This window comes from Leptothoe sp. PORK10 BA2 (assembly GCF_034932105.1).
Classification (GTDB): Bacteria; Cyanobacteriota; Cyanobacteriia; order Phormidesmidales; family Phormidesmidaceae; genus Leptothoe.
The window spans coordinates 1-4,655 of the sequence record NZ_JAYGIG010000194.1; the positions used below are offsets into that span (position 1 = coordinate 1).

Genomic DNA, 4,655 nt, shown 5'->3' on the forward strand with positions numbered 1-4,655 from the left:
GACGACGACGCTATGGGCTGCGATTCAATTTGATAGCGGCACTCTACAATTATGAACTCAACCTTGCCGAAGACTGGCAGCAAAATACAGCAATTTAGCACATAATCATTTTTGCAAGAGGTCTATTATCGATACCCTAAGGCGAACCGAGTTTCAGAGTCTAATGTACCGGTTTCATAGAGATTATGTGCCCTCTGAAACCGAAGAATTGCCTCTTGTGTTCGAGGACCAACGACACCGTCTATTGGTCCAGGATCAAATCCATGTTTTTTGAGATTTTCTTGAACATTGCGGTTGCCAGATGTCAGAAATTCGTGAATTTCTTCAAGCAATTCAGCCGCTTCATCTGACGTCTCGGTATCCTCAGACTTCTGAGTCCAAAAATTCAAATGCTCCAAAAGATCTGTTTTCTGACTCTCTGTCTCAATCGGATGAATGGTTCTACCGATCCGCAACCCTAATTCATGGTCCAGAAAGTGATCGGCTTCATTAATCCACAATTCTAGGCAGCTATCAGCTTCAGCTAACCTAATAATTTCTGCCAGACGATCAGCATCTTGCTCGGATAGCCTCCGCTGAGATGCGATCGCACAGTACTCTCGCACTTGTTTTAATGTCGTAGCATTCCAGAGCATTTCATGTTGTGCTTGCTTGGATTGCTCCTTGTAGTCAACAAAAGATTCCATAGTCAATTCGTTCACTAGATGTTTATCAATGGACAATTAAAAAAAACGCCAAAGTGGACGTTCTAGTCGTCTGGTCTATCCACGGGTGGCCTGATTTCGTGGTATTCCGTACGTAATTTGTCTAGCGTCCTCTGTCCCCGTTTTCGTAGAGCAGCCAATGTATCGTTGGGTTGACCTAATTTGTCCCGTACATCTTTCCAGGGCATTCCCTGCAAATATTTCAGTTCCAGAAGCTTACGATCATCGTGATTTAACCGATGAAACGCTTTGACAACAGCATCCAGATTTTCTTCAATCACTGAGTCATCAACCAATTGCTGAGATGATTCATCTATAGGCTCAATAGAGAGCTGGCATTCTTTTTTTTGCGCTCGTGCGTGCTCACGAATCACATTTAGAGTTGTACTCCTCATCCAAGCTTTTGGATGCTGAATAGACTTACCAGAGGGACTAAGCAGTTGCTCTACCCCCCTAAGATAAGCATTCACAAAGATGTCAATGACAGAAATCTTATCCTGTAAGTTATATTGCCCGAGGCTCCGACGAATAAATGCCAAAAGCGATCTGGCTTGAGGATTATCTGCATCTAACAAGCTCGTTAGCTCAGAATTGAATTGTTGAAGGATTTCTGGAGGCATAAGAAGTGCTGAAAAATACAGGACATAGGAAACTCAACACGTACACGCATTAGTGAAAAATTTTAGTTTTTGTGACATTGCTCGGAAAGTTTAGGATTGATCGTCACTCAAAACCGAGAGCTACCAAGGGTCCTGTCGCCCATTGGGCATGGTCACCTGTCAAGCGACCGGCAATGACGCCATTCAGAATATGGAGCATATTCAGCTGGATAGTGGGCGGGGTGCGATCGCAAAATGGAGCGTACTCAGTTGGGTAGTGGGCGGGGTGCGATCGCAGATTCAGACACCTACAAAAATAGCCTTAACTTAGGACATCAAACCCTTGTTAGTTATAGGTTTGAGCTTTAAAAAATTTCTTATGAACCAGGGCTACCTGCGTGAATTCACCACTTTTTTTTTCTTAATAATCGACAGAGTTTTCCCCAGAGTTTTCCTTGGCTTCTCCCCAGATTGGGCCAGGTTCTCCCCAGGTTACTACCAGGTTTCAAGGCGTGCAGAGATTTTGTGGAAAACCCTTAGGGATGGGGATCTAACTCAAAATATAATGTAATGTAACAAAAATAGGTATTTAACCCTCTTGGTATCGTCCGGTATTTTTTTTCATTAGAAAATTCTAAAGCTAGACAGGCATTGCTAATTCGCATCGCCTCCTGCACAATAAAGCACCACTGAAGCAGGCGGCCTAGTCAGGTCTCCTTTGCACTGTGTTCCCGATGTTGCTAACCCGCTGATAACGGCGATGGGGCAAGGGTCTCTTACTAGACCCTAGTTTGTCATGTCTAGAATTCAAGAGGCGTTATATTTTTTATGAATACAGCTACTACAAGCACAGCCACTGTCAGCCTAATGGTCGAGATTCCTGAATCCCTTCACCTATCGATGCAAGACTACTTGCAAACCCATGAGCTATGGAGCCAAGAACGTATTATGCAGGCTGCACTTTCGCTCTTTTTGATGCAAAACGGTGTGAATCAGCCCCATGTGAATAGCCTCTATTTGGATAGTTTGTTTGGCTTCGCTGCATAGGGAGTAATCGGCTACGTTTGTCAGCGTATGGGCAGATGGGGACCGGCTAGGCTGCAAAGGGTTTCAATTCCGAATACCACCCCATCAAGGGACCACCCCGCCAGGGGGCATGGAGATATGAAACGACTAAAGCAACAACCCTATACTGGTTCGGTATGAGTGCTACATGTTGTGGATGAACGAATCGATCGCTGCCTTGGCCTCGCGCAAACTGGCACCAGTCTCCTCGCGATAAACCTTAAGGGCTTCGATCCTCAGCGGCGGATCTGCCGCTAACAACTCCTTTACCCGATCTGAAAAAGCATAATATTGTATAGTAGCATCTACGCCTTGGTGTCTAAGCAACGCATCCAGTTTCCTCTCAATGCGTCGAATACGGGAAGCCATGTTTACATAGGAACCCATGACCATCAGAAAACCAACCAATATTAACCATTCCATGCCTGTTCATCCTTTGCCAAATGGCTAATTTAATCCCTCATATAATTGGAGGAATCAGCTTAACACTGATTCCTCCAATTATATGAGGGCCTATGTTGGGCTGCTGGCACTAAGTAGGTTGGCGTAAATAAACATGAAACGATAAAGCCTAAAACCCTTGCAGTGCATAGATCTCTGCTCACATTAATTATGCCCACCTACTTAGAGAAGACAAGAAGCCTCAAAGTCCCTCTCCCCTCGGGAGAGGGATTTAGGGTGAGGGCAAGAGAAGGATTTAGGGTGAGGTAAAGGGTGATGGCGGGAGAGAAATCTAGGACAAGGGCAACTCCAGGTTTCAACTTAGACAAAGTCTAGATTCAGGTAAAATTATCCTTGAGTTGTCAATTACTTAAACGCTTACGGTTTCCATTCCGGTGGGCCAAACACACTCAAAAAGCGCTCTTTCAGCGTTCGATAGCGCATCAGATCTTGAACTATACGAACATACTCAACAACATTGATCCAGATAGGGTTACGGATTTTGATATTTTGCGTTAGCCCATAGATCACCTTCTCCGTCTCGGCTTGATAAGTGCCGAATAATCTATCCCAGACGATTAAAATACCGCCATAGTTTTTGTCAATGTAGATGGGGTTCGATCCGTGATGCACTCGATGGTTAGAAGCCGTATTCAACAGGAATTCTAAAATGCCCAATCGCCCGATTTTTTGGTTGTGAATCAAGACTTGATATAAGCCGACGATCGCAACCGCGATCAAAATTTGTAATGGGTGAAATCCTAACAGTGCCATTGGAATGTAGAAAATCCAAAGAATAAAATTTTCAATCCATGCCAGCCTTAGCGCCACCGTTAAATTAAAATCAGTGGAGCTGTGATGAACACTGTGATGTGCCCAGAAAATTCGAATTCTGTGTTCAGCCCGATGATTCCAATAGTAGAGAAAATCGGCCATCAAAACTGCTAACAGCGTTGTCCAGACATTCACAGGAACGTTTAGAGGACTCATAGTCGCAAACCAAGATAATCCCAAAAAAGCAGCAACATCCGACGTTCGAGCAATTAGAAACTCGTAAAAAATGCTAATTCCCAGATTCGTAGCCGTTTCTCGATAATCTCGCTGCTTGTGAAACCAAAAGTCAACAACAATTTCTGCTAGGGTGATGCCGAAAAAGATAATTGCTAGGCTAAACAAATAGCCTTCTAGAGGCTGTAGGGCTTCCATCATCGGTTGAGTCGGTTGCATGAATAATCTCCCAAACGTAAATTTAATTCGAGCGCTCGGTTTATTTAAGGTTGCGCAATTTTGCGATCGCAAAATGCCTCAAAGCTAAGTGCGATGTTTTTCGCAGTAGGCAATCAGCATTTGAGTGAATAGGCTAATCTGGTCAGCAAACGTAAAATTGGGATCGTTGTCCATCTGCTCGATCAAAATGCCATTGATCAATGTCCAGACAAATCGAGCCAACTTTGGGTCTGAGAGATTTAGCAGATTCTCCATCGCCTGCTGATAGCGCTGGTCAATCTGCTGAAAAATGGGGTTGGTGCTAATCTCCGTTGGTGCATGGTGTTGATAAAACTCTGTCCAAATCACAGCCTGCTTGATGAAGTAGTCCTCATGCTCAATCAAAAGCTGTCCGAGGCGATCGATGCGCTCCGTGAGTGTTCCTCCTTCAGAAATCGACTTAAATAGACGAGAATCCTGCCAACTGATCTCCTCAACTAGTTGCTCAAATAGCGTAACTACTCAGGCTGGGGTAGGAGAGTTATAGGGTTTCCAGAGAACAATCCCATGAGGGCATCCAGAACGTTATGCCCCTGTTTGCGTAGAGTGGATAGGTAACCGCGAATACGGCAGAACATCC

The 4,655-nt window shown here is 44.5% G+C and carries 7 protein-coding genes; 2 read left to right on the forward strand and 5 right to left on the reverse strand.

What is annotated here, in order from left to right:
- Positions 1-125: 125 nt before the first annotated feature.
- Positions 126-686, reverse strand: coding sequence for a peptidoglycan-binding domain-containing protein (locus VB741_RS25990; protein WP_323368134.1), 561 nt, complete (start codon positions 684-686; stop codon positions 126-128).
- A 62-nt stretch (positions 687-748) separates the two neighbouring features.
- Complete coding sequence (locus VB741_RS25995) at positions 749-1,324, reverse strand: sigma-70 family RNA polymerase sigma factor (protein ID WP_323368135.1); 576 nt, start codon at positions 1,322-1,324, stop codon at positions 749-751.
- A gap of 148 nt (positions 1,325-1,472) precedes the next feature.
- On the opposite strand from VB741_RS25995, the gene VB741_RS26000 reads away from it, so the two are divergent.
- Positions 1,473-1,634, forward strand: coding sequence for a hypothetical protein (locus VB741_RS26000; protein WP_323368136.1), 162 nt, complete (start codon positions 1,473-1,475; stop codon positions 1,632-1,634).
- Between the two features lie 497 nt (positions 1,635-2,131).
- Entirely contained in the window at positions 2,132-2,350 is a 219-nt protein-coding gene (locus tag VB741_RS26005) for a DUF2811 domain-containing protein (RefSeq protein WP_323368137.1), read from the forward strand.
- Between the two features lie 162 nt (positions 2,351-2,512).
- On the opposite strand, the gene VB741_RS26010 is transcribed toward VB741_RS26005, so the two are convergent.
- The 3 genes from VB741_RS26010 to VB741_RS26020 all read right to left on the reverse strand — a co-directional run bounded on the left by VB741_RS26010 (position 2,513) and on the right by VB741_RS26020 (position 4,420).
- A complete protein-coding gene (locus tag VB741_RS26010; protein WP_323368138.1) occupies positions 2,513-2,791 on the reverse strand; it encodes a hypothetical protein in 279 nt (92 codons plus the stop codon).
- A 396-nt stretch (positions 2,792-3,187) separates the two neighbouring features.
- On the reverse strand, positions 3,188-4,036 hold the full coding sequence (locus VB741_RS26015) for a sterol desaturase family protein (protein WP_323368139.1): 849 nt from the start codon (positions 4,034-4,036) through the stop codon (positions 3,188-3,190).
- Between the two features lie 84 nt (positions 4,037-4,120).
- Entirely contained in the window at positions 4,121-4,420 is a 300-nt protein-coding gene (locus VB741_RS26020; protein ID WP_323368140.1) for a hypothetical protein, read from the reverse strand.
- Positions 4,421-4,655 lie beyond the last annotated feature (235 nt).